Genomic DNA, 18,621 nt, shown 5'->3' with positions numbered 1-18,621 from the left:
ATCATCTCCTCAGGGTGCCGACGCACGCAGGCTGTAACCGGCCAGGCGCCACACCTGGTCCTCGTCGAAACGGAACGAGACCAGCTCGCGCACCGGCTGCGCGCTGTTGGCGAACCGGGTAGGGAAACTGACGTTGATGTACAGCCCTTCCGGCACGGCAGCACCGGCGCTGTACTTGACCCGGGTGATGGTCGGCTGGCCACGCCCGGCCAGCGCACCCAGGCGCGCTCGCTCGCTGGTCAACTGGCTGACGAAGGCGGCCTTCGGTACCGCACGGCGCGCGACGGCAGAGGCGCCATCCCACAATTCGCCGGCGCGGTTGGCATCGACCAGCTGCGCCGCCTTCATTGCCGCCGCACCCATTTCCGCATCCTGTTTCTGGACCTGCGCCTGCTGCGCAGCCGTCAACGCCGGAGCGCCAGCGGTTGCCGGTTTCGCAGCCGCTGGCGATGCCGCTGCAGGCCGCGCGGGTGCCGGTGCAGGCGTGCTCGGCGCAGGAACCTGCGCCAACGCGGTCAGGGGCATCAGGGACAGCAGCAGGATCACGCGCTTCATGGACACCGCCGGTTCTCGGGAAAGAACCGCAGTCTACGCCAGCGCGGTGATCTGCCCGTCAGCGCGCGTTGGCGCTGCCTTCCACCGCGGCGGCATCGGCCTGCGCGGCAGGCGTGCCGGTGTCTGCCGGCGCCTGTTCGGCCACCGGCGGCGGCTCCGATGGCGCCGGCGGCAGCGTCGCCACGTCGATTTCCGACAGCGGGCTTTCTTCCGGGCACACCGCATCCGGGAAACCGAAGCGCTGCTTCAGCGCCTGGCCGCAGCTGTTGATCGATTCCATGTCGGCGCCTTCGCGCTTGCACTGCTGGTCGAAAGCGATCAGGAACGCGTCCTTGCGCTGCACGAAATCGTCGCCGCAGGCACGCATCTGCTTGATCCGTTCCAGATCGTCCTGCACCGCGTTGGTGCCATCCAGACCGTACTGGCGCAGCTCGTCCGGGGTCAGCAGGCGCAGGCTGCGGTTGGGCACGGTCATCATCAGGTCGGCCACGCCCACCGCCACGCCGTTGCGCTGCAGGTAGTCCTTCACGTTGTCGTAGACCTCGTGCAGCTCGCGGTTGAGTTCCGCGCGCGAGGTGGCCTTGGAACTGATGCGCATCATGCGATGGATGCCGACCTTGCCCGACAGCAGGCGGTTGTCACCGGCGGCCAGCACGAACACGCAGGCGCTGTGGCAGATCGAGCCTTCGCGCACCCAGATGGTCCAGCCGGATTCACCGATGCTGTCACCGGCGACGATCGCCGATTCCACCTGGCCACCGCTGGAATCCAGGTCGAGGATGCGCTTGTGGATCTTCTGTTCGTCAGCGACCACGGCCAACCGCCACATCATCTCGGCGAAGCCCGGATTGATCTTGCCGGCGTAGCGCACGCGCATCAGGCCGCGCTCGGCACACGGCGCCAGCGCCTGGCTGATCTGCTCGCGCTGCAGGCCTTCCAGCTCGACACCGTCGCCCGCATCGCCGGCATATTCGGTGCTGCAGCTGACCCAGGCGCGGCCATTCTCCAGCTGCGCCTGCGGCCACGGCCGATCCGCCCGGCTGCGCGGCGGTGCCGGCGGTGGCGGCGCATCGGCCGCATTGATCGAGACCATGTTCTCGCCATCACTGGCCGGCGCCCGCGCCGCTTTGTCGGCGGCGGTGACATTGCCCGGATTCTCCAGCTGACTGCAGCCCGCCAGGGCCAGGCACAACAGGGGCAACCAGCGGAGTTTGGCGGACATCGGGCAACCGGATTTCAAGGGAGCAAGGGCCACAGTCTACCCGTCCAGGCCGCGCATTCAGCGCGTGGCACTGAACCCCTTCTGACCCTCTGGTTCCATCCTTTTCATTACAGCGTCCCCCACCACTCCATCCAAGCATGGCGTGGATCTACCGTGTCGACCAAGGTCGACACCCACCAACAGCAGTACAGAACGCCGTCCCGACAGGTCGCAGGAACCTGTCGAAGGCGGGGTGGGTCCGGTTGCAGGGGCGTGAGCGCCATGGATGGCGCGACCGAGCTTACAGGGACGTACTTGCAGCGTCCCCTGCAACCGGACCCACCCCGCCCTCCCCCAGGAAGCCCGCTGTTGTTGTTGCTCCGGCCTCGGCGGGTGCAGGGCGCAGCCCTGCCGAACCCCCTTCAGCATCCATGTCCGAATGTGGCGAGTATCCCCGCCCTCGCAGGCCTAGACTGGCACCATGGACACCGCCCTCGCCCTCGACACCGCCGCCTGCGACCGCGCCCGCCTGGCCCGTGACGCACGCTTCGACGGCGTGTTCTTCACCGCCGTGCGCAGCACCGGCATCTACTGCCGCCCTGTCTGCCCGGCGCCGCCGCCGAAACCACGCAACATCACCTACTACCCGACCGCCGCCGCGGCCGCTGCCGCCGGTTACCGCCCCTGCCTGCGCTGCCGCCCGGAACTGGCGCCACAGGCCCAGCAGGCCCTCGCCGGGCAGACCGTACAGCGCGCCTTGGCCATCATCCATGGCGGCTTCCTGCAGGAGCAACCGGTAGCGGACCTGGCGCAGAAGATCGGACTCAGCGCGCGCCAGCTGCAGCGCCTGTTCGTCGAACATCTCGGCGCAACACCCGGGCAGATCCATGCCACCCACCGCCTGCTGCTGGCCAAGCAGCTGCTGACCGAAACCACGCTGCCGGTGACCGACGTCGCGCTGGCCGCCGGCTACAACAGCCTGCGTCGTTTCAATACCGCGTTCCTGCAAGGCTGTGGCATGGCGCCGACCGCGCTGCGCCGCCAGCATCAACCGTTGGCAGCCGATGATGGCGGCCTGGTGCTGCGCCTGGTGTATCGCCCACCACTGGATTTCCCACGCATGCTGGCGTTCCTGCGCAAGCGCAGCCTGCCCGGCATCGAGCTGATCGGCGAAGACAGCTACCAGCGCGTGCTCGGCACACCCGAACGCCCCACGCTGCTGCGCGTCACCGCCGACCCGAAACGGCCGGAACTGCGCCTGCAGCTGGGTGCCGTCGATCCACGCCTGATCCCCGACATCGTGCGCCGGGTACGTCGCGTGTTCGACCTCGATGCCGATCTGCAGCAGGTCCACGCAGCCCTGGGCGAGGAACCGCTGCTGGCACGCGGCATTGCCGAACGCCCGGGCCTGCGCGTTCCGGGCGGCTGGGATGGCTTCGAGGTCGGCGTACGCGCCGTGCTCGGCCAGCAGGTCAGCGTCGCCGCCGCCACTACCTTTGCGCGGCGTCTGGTGGATGCGTACGGCGCGCATCTGCCGGGCATGCCGTCCGAGTTCGATCGCCAGTTCCCGGCGCCCGAGGTACTGGCCGAGGCGCCGCTGGAATCGATCGGCCTGCCGCGCAGCCGCGCCGCCACCGTGCGTGCGCTGGCCGCTGCGTGTGCCAGTGGCCAGCTCGACTTCGGACCCGGCCAGGCATTGGAGGAGTTCGTGGCCCGCTGCGTGGCATTGCCGGGCATCGGCCCATGGACCGCGCAGTACATCGCCCTACGCGGGCTCGGCCAACCCGATGCCTTCCCCGCTGGCGACCTGGTACTGCAGCAGGTGCTTGGCCATGCGCAGGGCCAGCGCCTGAGCGAACGTGCGACCGAAGCCCGCTCGCAACCGTGGCGCCCGTGGCGCGCCTACGCCGTGCTGCACCTGTGGCACCTGTCCGGCACCTTCGTTGGAGAACCGACATGACCCTGTTGTTCGATCGTTTCGACAGCCCCATCGGCGTGCTGACCATCGCCGGTGACGAGCGTGGCCTGTCACATGTGCTGTTCCCGGAGAACCGCCATCCGGCACGCGGCCGCGACGACTGGCATTACGCGCCGGATGCTTTGCCGGAAGCACGCGACCAGCTGCTGCAGTTCCTGCACGGCGAGCGCAACCAGTTCGACCTGCAGCTTGCGCCACGTGGCACCCCGTTCCAGCTACGCGTGTGGCAGGCGCTGGCACTGATCCCGTTCGGCCAGACCTGGAGTTACCTGCAGCTGGCGCAGCACCTGGGCCAACCCAGCGCGACCCGCGCGGTGGGCGCGGCCAACGGCCGCAATCCGCTGCCGATCATCCTGCCCTGCCATCGTGTGATCGGCAGCAACGGCGCGCTGACCGGTTTCGGCGGCGGGCTGGAAACCAAGGCCGCGCTGTTGCGGCTGGAACAACGCCAGGCACCGCTGTTCGCCTGAGAGTTGCTGGCCGGGCGGCGCCCGGCACCCGCAGAAGCAACGGCAACGGCAACGGCCGAAGCAACAGCAGGATTCCGTGGGATGCCGTGGTGGGTCCGGTTGCGGGGGACGCCGTAAACCCTTCCATGGGGGCTTGGCCGCGGCATCCATGCCGCGGACACCCCCGCAACCGGACCCACCACGCCTTCGACAGGTTCCTGCGATCTGTCGGGATGGCCTACCGCGCGGCGGCTGGTAGGTGTCGACCTGGGTCGACACGGTAGATCCACGCCATGCGTGGATGGAAGCGTCTGTAATCTGTCTGGAGAAGAGCCCCCTTGTTGTTGAAGGGGGCGCGCCGACAGGCGCGGGGATATGGAGAAATGCGCGGACACGCTGCGCCCTTCGGTGCAGCGTGTCTTGGGCACGTCATTGCCGCCGCTTATGATGTTGCGATGACTTCCGTACGCCTGACCTGCGCGCTGGCGCTGCTGCTGCCATTGGCCGCCTGCACCACCACACCCGCCCCTTCCGCCTCCGTTCCCGCCGCTGCTGCAACGGTCGCGCCACCGAAGCTGCTGTTGATCTCCATCGACGGCCTGCGCGCCGATGCGCTGGACCGCGGGCTCACGCCGAACCTGCAGCGCCTGATCGACGGCGGCGTCCGCGCGCGCTGGATGACGCCTTCGTACCCCTCGCTGACCTTCCCCAACCACTACACCATCGTCACCGGCCTGCGCCCGGACCACCACGGCATCGTCAACAACAGCATGGACGATGCAGCACTGGGACGTTTCGAACTGAGCAACCGCGAGGCGGTCACCACCAGTGGCTGGTGGGGCGGTGAACCGATCTGGGTCGGCGCAGAGAACGTCGGCGTGCGCACCGCCACCACCTCGTGGCCGGGCAGCGAGTCGGAAATCCGCGGCGTGCGCCCTAGCCAGTGGCGCGTCTATGACGGGCAGGAGCCGCTGGAGCAGCGCGCCGGCATCGTCCTCGACTGGCTGGCGCAGACCGACGCCGATGCGCCGCGACTGACCACGCTGTACATGGAACACGTGGACAAGGCCGGCCATCACTACGGCCCGGATTCGAAGCAGTACGCCGACGCCATCGTGCGTGCCGACCAGATCATCGGGCAGGTACTGGACGGCCTGCGGCAGCGTGGGCTGGCATCCACCACCAACGTGATCGTGGTGTCTGACCACGGCATGGCCAGCGTGGCCGATGGCCACGTGATCGCGACCGAATCGATGGTCGATCCGGACATCGCGCGCAATGTCAGCCAGGGCCAATCTGTAGGGTTCGCCCCTCTGCCCGGCCGTGAAACGGATGCCGAGCGCGCCCTGCTTGGCCGCCATGCGCATTACGAATGCTGGAAGAAGGAAAACCTGCCACCGCGCTGGCATTACGGTACGCACCCGCGGGTTCCGGCCATCGTCTGCGCCATGGATGAAGGCTGGGATGCGCTGCACCGCGAAAAGATCGCCAAGCGCGCCAAGCAGGACCGGGGTTCGCATGGCTACGACAACGCGCTGCCGTCGATGCGTGCGGTGTTTGTGGCCGGTGGCCCATCGTTCCGCCAGGGCCTGGTGATCGACGGTTTCGACAACGTCGACGTCTACCCGCTGCTGGCCCACCTGCTGCAGGTACCGGCAGCACCGAACGACGGCAATCCGGAAACGCTGAAGCAGACCCTGCGTTGATCGAATGTCTCCGCCGGGCATGGCCCGGTGCTACCGCGCCAGTGTGGGTAGCGCCGGGCCATGCCCGGCGAACGCGGCGGCCCGGACGGCACGCATAAAAAAACGCGGCGCCAGGCGCCGCGTTTTTCCTTGAACCGGTCGTTCGGCCGGATCAGGCCTTGGCGACGGCCTTCTTCGCCACAGCCTTCTTCGCCGGAGCCTTGGCCACGGTCTTCTTGGCAACCGGAGCGGCGGCGCCTACGGCGACCTTGCTCGCGGTGTGCGAACGGGCGTTGCCATAGCTGGCGTTGTAGCGCTTGCCCTTGGCGGTCTTGCGGTCACCCTTACCCATGTCTTCAACTCCTCAAATGTGAAATCTGGTTACCCCGTACTGACACGGGTTCGGCGGGGCCAGCCTTGCTGGGCGCCCCCGCGCACGATCGAAAATCCTATCACGGAGCGCCTAGTGCGCGCAGCTGGCGTCGTGCACGTGACCGTGGTTGAGGCGCAGGTTGACCAGGTGGGCAACGCCAACCAACAGGCCGCCAACGGTCATCACCACCGCGTGCGGCACCGCGTTGTGATGCAGCGGGTCGTACAGCACGCCAGCCCACAGCGCGACCAGGCCGGGAATCAGGAAGCCCAGCGCGCGCAGCGCACCATGGCGGCGGTAGCCCCAGACCAGGCTGAACAGACCCAGCAGGGTCACGAACACCACCAGTGCCTGCTCCACGCCGTCGCTCAGCCAGAACGACAGGCCCAGCGACGGCGCCGCCGCCAGCAGCACGGGGATCACCGCGCAGTGCACCGCGCACAGCATCGAACCAGTGGCGCCGAAACGGTCGAGCAGGTGGCGCAGGCGTGAGGACAGGGACATGACTTCCAGCAGGGTCGGCGAATCGTTATGGAATAATATAACATCCATTCCCGACCCGCACGGTTTCCCTCCCCCTGTCCCGCTGACGGGATTCGTGCGCCCAGCGATTGATATACAGTAACAAAGGACTTCTTCATGCCCGCCCACACCCCGCGGCTCAAGCCGCATTCCCTGGCCCTGGCTCTGGCCACCCTGCTGCCGTCCATTGCCTTTGCAGCCGGCCAGGACACCTCCCATCGTGACCGCCACCTGACTGAACTGTCGTCGGTGCAGGTCACCGCGTCGCCGCTGCAGGGCGATGCCGAATCGTTGGCGCGCCCGGTTGACGTGCTGGCTGGCGAGCGCCTGGACGAGCAGAAGGCCGGCACCCTCGGCGACACCGTGGCCAAGCTGCCGGGCGTGCAGAGCACCTTCTTCGGCCCCGGCGTCGGCCGGCCGATCATCCGCGGCCAGGAAGGCCCGCGCGTTGCCGTGCTGTCCAACGGCATGGGCAACATGGATGCGTCCACCGTCAGTGCGGACCATGCCACCAGCATCGAACCGTTCCTGGCTGACCAGATCGAAGTACTGAAGGGGCCGGCCACGCTGCTGTTCGGCAGCGGCGCCATTGGTGGTGCGGTCAATGTGGTCGACGGCCGCATCGCGCGCGAGCTGCCGGAGCGACCGCTCAGCGGTCGTGCCGAACTGCGCGGCAATTCGGTGAACAACGAGCGCAGCGGCATGTTCCGCCTCGATGGCGTCAGCGGCAATGTCGTGCTTCATGTGGACGGCCTGGTGCGCAATGGCGACGACTACCGCATTCCCGGCTATGCGGTGATCGACAGCCTGGAAGACCACCACGACGACCACGACCATGACCACGCAGGCGAGGAAGGCGAAGAGCCGCGCCGCGGCCGCCTCGACAACAGCTCCATCCGCACCCGCGCCGGCGGCGTCGGCGCGACCTGGCTGGGCGAAGGCGGCTACTTCGGCGTGTCGGCCAGCACCTACCGCACCAATTACGGCATTCCCAATGGCGCGCACGTGCACGCCGATGGCGACGATCACGGCCATGACCACGGCCACGACCATGGCGACGAAGAGGAAGGCGGCGACGAGCACGACGTGCGCATCGACATGGTGCAGAACCGCTTCGAGACCAAAGCCGGCATCTACAACCCGGTTTCGTTCCTGAAGAACATCAACGCACTCGTGGCCTATACCGACTACGAGCACGTGGAGCTGGAAGCCGGCACACCGTCGACCCGCTTCACCAACCGTGGCATCGAAGCACGCCTGGAGGCGGTGCAGCAGCAGATCGGCGGCTGGGACGGTGCCTTCGGCCTGCAGTTCGGCAACAGTGATTTCGGCGCCAAGGGCGAAGAGGCGTTCGTTCCGGATACCGGCACGAAGAACATCGGCCTGTTCGTACTGCAGGAAAAGCAGTTCGGCCCGTTCAAGCTGGAACTGGGCGGCCGCCACGACCAGGTCAAGCTGGACCCGACCGGTGACTACCGTCGCCGCACCTTCGGCGCCACCAACCTGTCGGCTGCCGGCATCTGGAAGCTCAACGACGCAGTCGACCTGCGCATCGGCGTGGACAGCTCCGAGCGCGCACCGACCAATGAAGAGCTGTACGCCGCCGGTGCGCACATTGCTACCCGTTCGCTGGAAATCGGCGACGGCAACCTCAAGACCGAGCGCGGCCAGCGCGTCGAGCTGGGCATCCACACCCACAGCGAACGCCTGGACTTCTCGGCGTCGATCTACCAGACCAGGTTCAAGGACTTCATCTACCTGGCCGACACCGGGGTGACCGAGGGCCTGCCGGTCCGCGCCTGGACCCAGCAGGATGCGGTGTTCCGCGGCGCCGAGGCCGAGGCCCTGGTGCACCTGTTCGAGGGTGGCGCCGGTGACTGGGACCTGCGCCTGTTCGGTGACTACGTGAAGGCCAAGCTGGATGGCAGCGGCAGCCGCAATCTCGACATCGCCGTGCCGCACGGCGACCACAGCCACAATTACTCGGTGGAACTGGCAAACACCGGCTACCTGCCGCGCATCGCACCGGCCCGCATCGGCGCCGACCTGCGCTGGTCGAAGGACGGCTGGCGCGCCTCGGTCGGTGCGGTGCGTTACAGCCGCCAGAAGGACGTCGCGCAGAACGAGGAGCCGAGCAACGGCTACACCCTGGTCGATGCGCACCTGGCCTATCGCTGGGACCGCAACGCCAGCAACAGCTACGAGGTCTTCCTGGATGGCAGCAACCTGACCAACCGCGAAGTGCGTCCGCATACGTCGCTGCTGCGTGACTACTCGCCGCTGCCGGGCCGTGGTGTCGCATTCGGCATCCGCGCGTTCTTCTGATCGCGTAACGGGGGGCGAATCCCTTTCCGACGGAAAGGGCTCTGACCCCAGAGCAACGGCATCCACGCGTGGCGTGGATCTACCGGCACGGCGGGGTCGGATCCCTTTCCGCAGGAAAGGGCTCTGACCCCACGCGATCCCACGGGGGCCTTCGGGCCCCCGTTTTCGTTCAGATCCCCACCATCACGCATTCGTCACAAAGATGTGCGTACGACAACAAGCGGACAATCCCGTCACTCAATGTCTCGCCAACCGGACACTAATGTCCGAAAATATACCCATGACCGCCCAACGTGCCGATGCCGCTGCCCGCCGCGCCCTCATCCTCGACGCCGCCGATCATGTCTTCGGCCAACACGGTGTCACCGCCCCGCTGGACCTGGTGGTTGAACGCGCCCAGGTGGGCCGCGCCACCCTGTACCGCAACTTCCCCGACCGCACTGCGCTGATCCAGGCGCTGCTGCAACGTACGGTCGACCGCATCCGGCGCCAGGTCGAACAGCTCGGCGACCGCGACGATGCCCTGTTCGAGGTGTTCGAGGGCATGGCCCAGCGCATCATCGATTCACCGGCGCTGGCCGATTACTGGCGCGCCGTCGATTCGGATGTGCCAGCCATGCGCACCGCGCGCGAAACCGTGCGCGACCTGCTGGAGGTGCCTATCGCCCGCGCCAAGGCGGCCGGCCTGTGCCGGGCCGATCTGGAAAAGACGGATATTTCACTGATCTCGGGCATGCTGGGGGCAGCCCTGCGCGGCAAAACCCGCGACGAGCGTGCCCAGTTGGCCGGGCGTGCCCTGCAGCTGCTGCGCGGGGGTCTCCAGGGAGCAGCCAGCGAGGCCCGCTGATGGTCCAGCCGTATCTGAAGCCGGTTCCGGATTGGGAGGAGCACGAGAAGCCGACCATGCCCGGTTCGGCATCGATGCCCTGGCATCCGCCGTATCGGCGCGTGGCCTATGCACTGGTGTCGCTGCTGGTAGCGATCACCGGCGGCCTCGGCAATGCGCTGGTGACGGCCAACCTGCCGTTCCTGCAGGGCCAGCTGGCGCTGACCCCGACCCAGGGCAGCTGGCTGGTGGCGGCCTATGCAATGGTCAATGTCACGGCCAACCTGCTGGCCTTCAAGTTCCGCCAGCAGTACGGCATCCGCCTGTTCGCCGAGATCGGGCTGGGCCTGTATGCAGCGTTGGCAGTGCTGCATTTGTTCGTCGGCAGCTTCGAGACCACGATGCTGACCCGTGCCGCCAGCGGCTTCGCCGGCGCGGCCTGTTCGACCCTGGGCACGCTGTACATGCTGCAGGCGCTGCCGCGGCGGTTCACCGGCAATCTGCTGGTGGTCGGGGTAGGCCTTTCGCAGCTGGCGGTGCCGATCGCCTGGATCGTTTCGCCAGGCCTGGTCGATACCGGCCAGTGGCACCAGCTGTATTCCTTTGAAGCCGGCCTGGCGCTGTGTGCGTTTGCCGCCGTGGTGGTGCTGAAGCTGCCGCCCGGCATCCAGATCAAGGCCTTCGAACCGCTGGACTTCCTCACCTTCGCGTTGCTGGCACCGGCGGTCGCGCTGCTGGTGATCGTGCTGGCGCAGGGCTACACGCGCTGGTGGCTCAACACGCCGTGGCTGGGCTGGGCATTGGTTGCCTCGATCGCGCTGTCCACCACCGCCTTCATCATCGAGCACTACCGGCGCAACCCACTGCTGCAGACACGCTGGCTGGCCAGCCTGCCGGTGCTGCATTTCATCATCGGTGCCTTCCTGATCCGCTTCCTGACCACCGAGCAGTCCTACGGCGTGGTCAACCTGATGCGCACGCTCGGCATGGGCCCTGATCAGTTGCGGCCGCTGTTCGTGGTGATTCTTGCCGGCGTGATCACCGGTATCGCCGGCACTGCACTGACCTTCGGGCCCAAACGGCTGATCCCCCAGCTGCTGATGGCAATCCTGCTGCTCGGCGCCGCCGCGTTCTTCGACCAGCACCGCACCAGCATGGACCGCCCGCACGACTTCTATGTCAGCCAGTTCCTGGCCTCGGTCGGCGCCGGCATGTTCATGGGCCCGCTGATCATGCTTGGCATCACCGCCGCCCTCAAACAGGGCGCGGACCACATCATCACCTTCCTGGTGACGCTGTCGATCACGCAGACCCTGGGGGGCCTGGCCGGATCGGCGGTGCTGGGCACCTTCCAGCTGCATCGCGAACAGCTGTATTCCAGCGCGCTGACCAGCCAGCTCGACCCGGCCGATCCGGTGGTGGCGCAGCGCCTGCGTATCCAGCAGCAGCTGTATGCTGCCCAGATCACCGACCCGGTGCTGCGCAGCGCGCAGGGCAGCGCGCAGCTGGCGCAGACGACGCGCCGCGAAGCCAACGTGCGCGGCTTCAATGATGTGTTCACGCTGAGTGGCTGGCTGGCCATCGGCTTCCTGTGCTGGTTGCTGCTGCTCTCGCTGCGCACCGCCGTGCTCAAGCAATGGCGCAAGCGCCATCCCATCTCCCCTGCTGCGGCCACGCCGGCCGCATCCCGTTGAGTCCGTCCTCATGCCTCCCGTCCCGCCCCGCCCTGACGATACCGACGCCGACAACGTCACCCCACCGCCACCGACCGATGCGGCGCCAGCGCCCACGCCGGCTGCACCGGCAGCCGCACCGAAGTACCTCAAGCCCAGCGCGCGCAGCGTGGTGGTGATGGTGGTGGTGGCACTGCTGGGCATCGCGCTGATCCTGCGTGCCTGGCACCTGTGGCCCTTCACCAGCAGCGTGATGGTGACTGACAACGCCTATGTGCGCGGACAGATCACGGTGATGGCACCGCAGGTGAACGGCTACGTGACCGAGGTGCTGGTGAAAGACTTCCAGCACGTGAAGGAGGGCGCGCCGCTGCTGCGCATCGATGACCGTATCTACGCACAGCGTGTCGCGCAGGCGCAGGCAACGCTGGACAGCGCGCGCGCAGCGTTGGCCAACTCCGACCAGTCGCAGGCCCAGAACCGCGCACAGATCGCCTCCGCGCATGCCACGCTGTCGGCCGGCCAGGCCGAACTGCAGCGTTCGCGCAATGAATTGAAACGCTACGAGGAACTGGCTGCGCAGCAGCTGGTGTCCGTCAACGACCGCGACAAGTTCCGCACCACCCAGGCCTCGGCGCTGGCCAGCGTGCAGCAGTCGCAGGCGCAGATCCGCATTGCCGAGGAAACCCTGGTTTCGACCCAGGTCGCGCGCAAGAGCCTGGAGGCGCAGGTGGAGAGTGCACAGGCGCAGCTGGAACTGGCGCGCATCGATCTGGCCAATACCGTGATCCATGCGCCGCGCGACGGCCAGATCAGCGAGGCCAGCGTGCGCGTTGGCCAGTACGTCGCGGCTGGTTCGCAGCTGCTGTTCCTGGTGCCTGACACGCTGTGGGTGGTGGCCAACTACAAGGAAGGCCAGACCTGGGGAATGGCGATCGGCCAGCCGGCCTCGTTCTCGGTGGACGCGTTCCAGGGCCAGGTGCTGCGGGGCCGCGTGCAGGAGATCGCCCCGGCCACCGGGTCGGAATTCAGCGTGTTGCGCCCCGACAATGCCAGCGGCAACTTCACCAAGGTGGTGCAGCGGCTGCCGGTGCGGATATCGATCAATGAAGGCCAGAAGCTGGCCGCAGAGTTGCGGCCCGGCATGTCGGTGATCGTGCGGGTGGATACCGCAAGCAAGCCGATGGACTAGCCTGCGGCCTGGTGGACTCGGCTGGGTAGAGTCGACTGTTAGTCGACTGCTCTTCCATGGACCCCATGAACACCCCGCGCTGCGCGCGGTAGTCGACTAACAGTCGACTCTACCCCGTCGACTCTACCCAGTCGGCTCTACTCCGCGCCCTCGCGCTCAGCCCGCGCAGCGCGCGCAGAGGCCGTGCACTTCCAGGGTCTGTGCCTGCGGCTGGAAGCCCAGCTCTTTGGCACGCTTTTCCAGCTGGGTGACGATCTCGCGGTCTTCCAGTTCCACCGCGCTGTGGCAGCTGTTGCAGATCAGGAACGGCACCGAATGCGCGGCGCTGCTGGGATGGTGGCAGGCCACGAATGCATTCACCGACTCCAGCTTGTGCACGAAGCCGTTGGCCATCAGGAAGTCCAGCGCGCGGTACACGGTGGGCGGGGCGTCAGCGCCCACGCCCTTGCCGTTGCGTACCCATTCCAGCAGCTCGTAGGCCTTGACCGGCTTGCCGGCCTCGGCGATCAGCTTCAGCACATTGGCACGGATCGGGGTCAGGCGCAGCCCGCGTTCGCGCGAGACGCGCTCGACCACCGCCACGAAATCCGATGCGTCATGGACGTGGTGGTGCGGGGCCGTACAGGCAGTGGCGGTCTTGGCGGGCATGCGTGTTCTCCGGTTCGGGCCTGGCAAGGATGCCTCAGGCCGTTGCTACCTTGGTGATGGCCACATCAATGCGTTTCAAGGCCTGCTCGCGGCCGGCCAGGTACACGGTATGGGAAATGTCAGGGCTGACCTGGGTGCCAGTGATGGCCACGCGCAGCGGCTGGGCGACCTTGCCCATGCCGATCTCCAGCGCGGCGGCGGCGTCGTGCAGGGCCACGCCCACCGATTCGGCGGTCCACTCCGGCAACGCCGCCAGCAGTTCGCGGGCCTTGCCCAGCGCCACCTCGGCACCGGCCTTGAAGTGCTTGGCCACGGCGGCTTCGTCGTATTCGGTCAGCGGCTGGTACCAGACCACGGCCTTTTCGGCCATTTCCTTCAGGGTCTGCACGCGCTCACGCAGGGCGATCACCACGTCCTCCGGGGCCGGGCCGGCGGCCACGTCCAGGCCCAGCTTCTGCAGCTGGTAGCCCAGATGCGGCACGATGGCGCCCACATCCTCGGTCTTCAGGAAGTGCTGGTTGACCCAGCCCAGCTTGGCCATGTCCAGCCGCGAGGCCTTCGAATTGCAGTCCTTCACGTCGAACAGGTCGATCAGTTCCTGGCGGCTGAACAGCTCCTGGTCACCGTGCGACCAGCCCAGGCGGGCCAGGTAGCTCAGCAGCGCGTCGGGCAGGTAGCCGGCGTCCTTGTACTGCATCACGTCGGCCGCGCCGGTGCGCTTGGACAGCTTGGCGCCCTGCTCGTCCAGGATCATCGGCATGTGCCCGAACTTCGGCACCGGGGCGCCGATGCCTTCGTACAGGTTGATCTGGCGCGGGGTGTTGTTGATGTGGTCGTCGCCGCGGATCACCTCGGTGATGCCCATGTCCCAATCGTCCACCACCACCGCGAAGTTGTAGGTGGGGTAGCCGTCCGGACGGAAGATGACCATGTCATCCAGCTCGCTGTTGGCGATCTCGATGCGGCCCTTGATCAGGTCGTCGAACACCACCGTACCTTCCAGCGGGTTCTTGAAGCGGATGACGCGGTTCGGGTCGTCCTTGCGCGGCAGGCCCAGCTCGCGCGCGGCCCCGTTGTAGCGCGGCTTCTCCTGCTTGGCCATCGCGGCCTCGCGCATCGCGTCCAGCTCTTCGCGGGTCTCGTAGGCGTAGTACGCCTTGCCATCGGCCACCAGCTGCTCGGCCACTTCCAGGTAGCGGGCCACGCGGTCGGTCTGGTAGATCGGGCCCTCGTCGTAATCCAGGCCCAGCCACTCCATCGCCTCCAGGATGGCGTCGATCGCCCCCTGGGTGCTGCGTTCACGGTCGGTATCCTCGATGCGCAGCACGAACTCGCCGCCACGGTGGCGGGCCTCCAGCCAGCAGTACAGCGCAGTGCGGGCACCACCGATGTGCAGGTAGCCGGTGGGACTGGGGGCGAAGCGGGTGCGGCAGGTCATGGACGGCTCGAGGAACGGGAATTCCCCGATTTTACCAGCCCTCCGCCCCCGACGGAAAAAGGGGACGGAGGGGATTAAGTCGCGATTGCCCAGCCTCTGGGCGCTGCGAACGGGAAACGGAGGGGAGAAACGACTTAATCCCCTCCGTCCCCTTTTACGGTTCCTGCTTGCGTGGGAAGGGCTGCTCGCGCATTGCGGCGTTGTAGGCGAACGAGGCGACGATGGCGGCGGCCTGCTTCAGGTCTTCCGGCTCGGCATGGTCCCAGGTGTCCAGGTGGCTGTGGTGGACATTGGTGAAGTAGTCCAGCCGGTCCTGGATGAACTGGAAGCCCGGCAGGCCGATGCGGTCGAAGCTGATGTGGTCGGTGCTGCCGGTGTTTCGGGTGGCCACGGTGGTGGCGCCCACGTCATGGAACGGCGCCAGCCACGCTTCGAAGATCGGCATCGCCGCCAGGTTTTCCTGCGCGTAGATGCCACGGAAGCGGCCGGAGCCGTTGTCCATGTTGAAGTAGACCTGGAACCTGCTGTAGTCGCGGGTCTTCTGCAGTGCACCGGTCGGCTCGCGCAGCGACGCCGGCAGCGCCTTCTGCGCCGGGTCGGCCGGTTCCGGGAACTGGCCGAAGTGCTTGGCCACGTAGGCCTGCGAGCCGATCAGGCCCTGCTCTTCACCGCTCCACAGCGCCACGCGGATGGTACGCCTGGGCTTGGCGCCGGTGGCCTTGAGGATGCGCATCGCTTCCATCATCACCGCCACGCCGGCGGCATTGTCGGCCGCACCGGTACCGCTGTGCCAGGAATCCAGGTGCGCGCCGATCATCACCACTTCATCCGGCTTGCTGCTGCCGCGGATCTCGGCCAGCGTGTTGTAGCCCGGCTGGTTGGCCTCGTCGGTGAAACGTGCGGCCACATCCACGCGCAGGCGTACCGTCTGCTTGGCCTCCAGCGCACGCACCAACGGATTGAAGTGTTCGCTGATCATCGCCAGCTCGGGGATGCCCACCGACTCGCCGGCCTTGCGCGAACCACCACCGGCAACCCGGATGATGCCGTTGTCCCAGCTGCTGATGCTGATCGAGGCCAGTGCGCCCTCTTCGACGAAGAACGCATTGACCTTGGCCGCCAGCTGCTGGCGCTCCTGGTATTCCTTGACCCGTTTGGCGCGCTCGGCGGTAGCGTCCTTGTCCTTGGGCAGGGTGAACTCCTGCAGGCCCTCGAGCGAGGTCGCGTCGTGGCGGTGCGAATCGGGCTCGGTGCCACGCTTGTATTCGCGTGCCTCGCCCAGCAGCAGGATCCTGCCGCGCAGCTTGCCACGGTACTTCTCGATGTCTTCGGGCTTCTTGATCTCGACCTGCACCAGCTCGCCTTCGACCGGCCCCTTCGTACCGGGGGTCCAAGCCTTCGGCAGCGCATGCAGCGGCTGCACGCGGTCACCCAGCATTTCCACGCTGGCCGAGGTGAACTCCCAGCCACGGCCGAAGTCATCGAAGGCTTCGTCGTGGACGTTGTCCAGCTTCCATTCGTTGAACTTGCCCCGGGTCCAGGCGTTGGCGCGGCCCATCGCCGGCGAGTTGGTCAGGCGCGGGCCGATGCGTTCGGTGAGATAACTGAAGGTGTCCATCACCTGCGAACGGTGGAAGGCCTCCTGGCGGATGCGGCTGACCATGTCCAGGTCCACCGTTTCGCGCTGCTGCGCCCCTGCATTGCCACCCATCACCAGCGCTGCGGCCAGCACGCCCCACTTCAACACATCGCACCCCTGCCTTTCGGCTCGATCATCAACCCATCGAGTCTAGCCAGCAGGGGCGCGGCGATACCGTCCCATCGGTCATGGGACAGGAGCGTGCGAACCAAGGTTCGCACCCACAGGTGACCGGTCGGTTCGCACCCACCAAAGGGCTGGGGTTCCCACCTGTAGATCCACGCCATGCGTGGATGAACAGCCGAATCACCCACTCCATCCCAGCCACAACTGCGCCCGCTCCGGCAGCAACAGCAACCAATGCCGCCGATCAATGCTGCTGCAGCCATACACCGCCGCATGTGCCGGCCAGTCATCCGGCAGGCCGCCGATGCCGATCTCGGCCAGCGCCTCCGGCCCGGCCTTCCATGGCCGGTAGCGCGGCACCTTGCCCGCCAGTGCGCCGCGTCCCTGCCGCGCACCCTGCAGCCAGGCCAGCCCATGCCCCTGCAATCCCTCGCAGGTCACCGCGGCCAGCTGGAAGCGGACTAGGCCGGGGGCGATCCGTGCCCCCGGCAGGGCCGCCAGCACGCCATGCGCCTGCAGCAGTGCATCCACTTCCAGCAGGGCGGGGATGCCCTGCCGTGCCCGTTGCCGCAATCCGTGGCGCCAGCCCATGGCGAGCTCCTTACTTCAGTTCCGCGCCAAGCGCGTACCAGTCGACCCGGCGGGTCACCCACATCGCCAGTGCCAGGATCACGAACAGCAGCAGCGAACCCATCAGCAAAGCGTTGTTTTCCGAGACCAGCAGGCCATACAGCGCGCCGTACAGCACGGTCAGCAGCGCGGCGAAGCCGAGGCCGCGCTTCCAGTGGCCCAGCACGTTGGCCAGGTACACCGCCTGCAGGCCGATGCACGCCACCGCTGACACCAGGTAGGCCTTCCAGAACGCGATGTGCTCGGACAGGCTGATCAGCAGCAGGAAGAAGATCGCCAGTGCCAGGCCGACCATCAGGTACTGCAACGGGTGGATGCGCAGCGACTTGATCAGCTCGAACAGGATGAAGCCGACGAAGGTGAGCAGCACGAACAGCACGCCATACTTGGAAGCGCGGTCGGCCTGGGTGTAGGTGTCGACCGGATCAACCAGCGACACCGTCACCGCCTGCGAATCGATGGCCCCCTCACTGCGCAGCTGACGCTGGGCATCGGACGCGAGCGACGACACCGCCCAGCGCGCATCGAAGCCCTGCGCATCAACGCGGCGCTCATTCGGTAGGAAGGCGCCGCTGAACGACGGATGCGGCCAGCTGGAACGCAGCGCGATGTGGGTATCATCGCCCACCGGCACCACCGACAGCATGCGGCTTCCGTCCAGGCGCAGCTCCAGCTCCACGGTGCTGGCGGCCAGCGTGCCGCCATGGTCTTCGGCGAAACCGGCTACCGGTGCATGCAGGCCGCGGCCCACTTCGCTGGCTGCGCCGACGCCGGGCAGCAGGCGCAGCTGCTTGCCATCCACGCGCAGATTCGGCGTACCGACCAGGCCACGAACGTCGGAAACCCCCACCGCCACGTATGGTTGACCGTAGCTGCGGCCCGCCTTCACCGGATAGTCGTCCTCGGCGAAGGTTGCCTTCATCTGGCCGTTCCAGCTGTACACCGGCACCTTGAACAGGCCGACCTCACGCTGGCTCGGCAGCATCTCGCCGCCGACCTCCAGCGATGCTGGCATCTGCAGCCAGTGCCCTTCGGTGACCTGTACCTCGGTCTTCTTGACGCCCAGCGGGTCGACCAGCTCAACCTGCTTGCGCTCCACCCACGGCACCACCCGCACCGGGCCGACCAGCTGCTGTGCACCGGCGCGGCTGTCGGCCACCCGCGCGAAGGCCTCGTCGCGGTACGCACTGCGTTCGTTGATGACACCGCGGATCATCGTCAGCGGAACCAGCAGCAGCAGGATCAGCCCGCCGACAATGGCGAACCGCAGCAGCATCTTCAGGGATTTCATGGTCCATCCTCGTTGGAGAGGGCTGCAGGATGGACCGCTGCAGTGAGCAGGGTTTGTGGCGAATTTGAAG

General features: G+C 67.1%; 16 protein-coding genes. 7 read left to right on the top strand and 9 right to left on the bottom strand.

The genetic code is table 11. The annotated features are described in order from the left end of the window. Window positions 1-9: 9 nt before the first annotated feature. Both QP552_RS06410 and QP552_RS06405 read right to left on the bottom strand, forming a co-directional pair. Window positions 10-555, bottom strand: a complete 546-nt coding sequence (locus QP552_RS06410) for a DUF4019 domain-containing protein (RefSeq protein WP_111112796.1) — start codon at window positions 553-555, stop codon at window positions 10-12. A gap of 58 nt (window positions 556-613) precedes the next feature. Then, window positions 614-1,777 (bottom strand): hypothetical protein, encoded by a 1,164-nt coding sequence (locus tag QP552_RS06405; protein WP_111112795.1) that lies wholly within the window; start codon window positions 1,775-1,777, stop codon window positions 614-616. A gap of 460 nt (window positions 1,778-2,237) precedes the next feature. Between QP552_RS06405 and QP552_RS06400 the strand changes: the two genes are divergently transcribed. The 3 genes from QP552_RS06400 to QP552_RS06390 all read left to right on the top strand — a co-directional run bounded on the left by QP552_RS06400 (window position 2,238) and on the right by QP552_RS06390 (window position 5,889). Next, a complete protein-coding gene (locus tag QP552_RS06400; RefSeq protein ID WP_111111854.1) occupies window positions 2,238-3,716 on the top strand; it encodes a DNA-3-methyladenine glycosylase 2 in 1,479 nt (492 codons plus the stop codon). Beyond that, a complete protein-coding gene (locus QP552_RS06395) occupies window positions 3,713-4,204 on the top strand; it encodes a methylated-DNA--[protein]-cysteine S-methyltransferase (protein WP_106550394.1) in 492 nt (163 codons plus the stop codon). Before QP552_RS06400 ends, QP552_RS06395 begins: the two co-directional genes overlap by 4 nt. Before the next feature lie 434 nt (window positions 4,205-4,638). Further along, window positions 4,639-5,889, top strand: a complete 1,251-nt coding sequence (locus QP552_RS06390) for an ectonucleotide pyrophosphatase/phosphodiesterase (RefSeq protein ID WP_111112072.1) — start codon at window positions 4,639-4,641, stop codon at window positions 5,887-5,889. Between the two features lie 151 nt (window positions 5,890-6,040). Here the strand turns inward: QP552_RS06390 and QP552_RS06385 are convergent, their stop codons facing one another. After that, window positions 6,041-6,220: a 30S ribosomal protein THX gene (locus tag QP552_RS06385; RefSeq protein WP_004150462.1), complete on the bottom strand. Its 180-nt coding sequence runs from the start codon at window positions 6,218-6,220 to the stop codon at window positions 6,041-6,043. Between the two features lie 111 nt (window positions 6,221-6,331). Further along, a complete protein-coding gene (locus QP552_RS06380) occupies window positions 6,332-6,745 on the bottom strand; it encodes a MerC domain-containing protein (protein ID WP_019338435.1) in 414 nt (137 codons plus the stop codon). 135 nt (window positions 6,746-6,880) lie between these two features. Here QP552_RS06380 and QP552_RS06375 point away from each other — a divergent pair, with 135 nt between their 5' ends. The 4 genes from QP552_RS06375 to QP552_RS06360 all read left to right on the top strand — a co-directional run bounded on the left by QP552_RS06375 (window position 6,881) and on the right by QP552_RS06360 (window position 12,779). Continuing rightward, window positions 6,881-9,088 carry a TonB-dependent receptor gene (locus QP552_RS06375; RefSeq protein WP_286075347.1) on the top strand — a complete coding sequence of 736 codons (2,208 nt, stop codon included), beginning with the start codon at window positions 6,881-6,883 and terminating at the stop codon, window positions 9,086-9,088. A 280-nt stretch (window positions 9,089-9,368) separates the two neighbouring features. After that, window positions 9,369-9,935: a TetR/AcrR family transcriptional regulator gene (locus QP552_RS06370; RefSeq protein WP_106551349.1), complete on the top strand. Its 567-nt coding sequence runs from the start codon at window positions 9,369-9,371 to the stop codon at window positions 9,933-9,935. Continuing rightward, window positions 9,935-11,608: an MFS transporter gene (locus QP552_RS06365; RefSeq protein WP_111112074.1), complete on the top strand. Its 1,674-nt coding sequence runs from the start codon at window positions 9,935-9,937 to the stop codon at window positions 11,606-11,608. Before QP552_RS06370 ends, QP552_RS06365 begins: the two co-directional genes overlap by 1 nt. Before the next feature lie 10 nt (window positions 11,609-11,618). Continuing rightward, on the top strand, window positions 11,619-12,779 hold the full coding sequence (locus QP552_RS06360; RefSeq protein WP_286075346.1) for an HlyD family secretion protein: 1,161 nt from the start codon (window positions 11,619-11,621) through the stop codon (window positions 12,777-12,779). A gap of 156 nt (window positions 12,780-12,935) precedes the next feature. Here QP552_RS06360 and QP552_RS06355 read toward each other — a convergent pair whose 3' ends face one another. From QP552_RS06355 to creD, 5 genes are all read right to left on the bottom strand, one after another. Next, window positions 12,936-13,427 carry a Fur family transcriptional regulator gene (locus QP552_RS06355; RefSeq protein ID WP_004150412.1) on the bottom strand — a complete coding sequence of 164 codons (492 nt, stop codon included), beginning with the start codon at window positions 13,425-13,427 and terminating at the stop codon, window positions 12,936-12,938. Window positions 13,428-13,461: 34 nt separating this feature from the next. Beyond that, complete coding sequence (gene gltX / locus QP552_RS06350; protein ID WP_286075345.1) at window positions 13,462-14,865, bottom strand: glutamate--tRNA ligase; 1,404 nt, start codon at window positions 14,863-14,865, stop codon at window positions 13,462-13,464. 154 nt (window positions 14,866-15,019) lie between these two features. Then, a complete protein-coding gene (locus QP552_RS06345) occupies window positions 15,020-16,612 on the bottom strand; it encodes a M28 family metallopeptidase (protein WP_286075344.1) in 1,593 nt (530 codons plus the stop codon). A 198-nt stretch (window positions 16,613-16,810) separates the two neighbouring features. Next, complete coding sequence (locus QP552_RS06340; protein WP_286075343.1) at window positions 16,811-17,221, bottom strand: hypothetical protein; 411 nt, start codon at window positions 17,219-17,221, stop codon at window positions 16,811-16,813. 10 nt (window positions 17,222-17,231) lie between these two features. Beyond that, window positions 17,232-18,551, bottom strand: coding sequence for a cell envelope integrity protein CreD (gene creD, locus QP552_RS06335; RefSeq protein WP_106551048.1), 1,320 nt, complete (start codon window positions 18,549-18,551; stop codon window positions 17,232-17,234). Window positions 18,552-18,621 lie beyond the last annotated feature (70 nt).

It is taken from the genome of Stenotrophomonas sp. 59, assembly GCF_030291095.1.
Taxonomy (GTDB): domain Bacteria; phylum Pseudomonadota; class Gammaproteobacteria; order Xanthomonadales; family Xanthomonadaceae; genus Stenotrophomonas; species Stenotrophomonas maltophilia_Q.
Note: the sequence above shows the minus strand (reverse complement) of the source record. Positions and strands in the feature narration are given on the sequence as shown.